We start from the raw sequence: 534 nt of genomic DNA, 5'->3' as shown, positions 1-534 counted from the left end.
CCTGTGAGATTTCAGGCGTCACCGTGCACACGTTCGCACGAACCTGTGCGCTTTCGCGACGGCGTCGTCGAGGAACACCTGATCGACCTCGGTGACCTCCTCGATGCCGTCGATGAACCCCCGCACCGCGGCAACAAGGTCCGGGTCGTCGGTGATGACCACCCCCTCGACGGCGATCGTGGAACTGTGCGAGGCATTCGCTGAGCCGATGACCGCCCACCGCTCGGTGGCGATGACATTGGCGTGCAGGTCCGGCGACGACAGCACGCGCCGAGGCCGAGTGATCGCCCACCCCGCCCCGGCCGCGTACGGCCCTTCCGTCACCTCGTGAACCACTCCGACGCACACCTCTCACGCGAGGAACAGGACGGCCTCCTCGGGCCGGCTGACCTGCGTACCGTGAACAGATGAAGACGACATCCCCCCCGAACGAGCTCACCCGCCGCCTGGCCGAGCGGGAAGAAGTGGAAGTCGGCATCCTCGAACTCGAGGGCCTGCTGGCGAAGGCCAGACGCCGCCTCGACGAGGTGTCCG

At 67.4% G+C, this 534-nt stretch carries 1 pseudogene; it reads right to left on the bottom strand.

The window, feature by feature from the left end:
• Positions 1 to 60 precede the first annotated feature (60 nt).
• Positions 61 to 270: pseudogene (locus tag P3H15_RS54985) on the bottom strand (phosphatidylserine/phosphatidylglycerophosphate/cardiolipin synthase family protein); the annotation flags it as partial.
• Positions 271 to 534 lie beyond the last annotated feature (264 nt).

Origin of the sequence: Rhodococcus sp. T2V, assembly GCF_029269925.1 — a bacterium.
In the GTDB taxonomy this organism is placed as follows: domain Bacteria; phylum Actinomycetota; class Actinomycetes; order Mycobacteriales; family Mycobacteriaceae; genus Rhodococcus_F; species Rhodococcus_F koreensis.
Note: the sequence above shows the minus strand (reverse complement) of the source record. Positions and strands in the feature narration are given on the sequence as shown.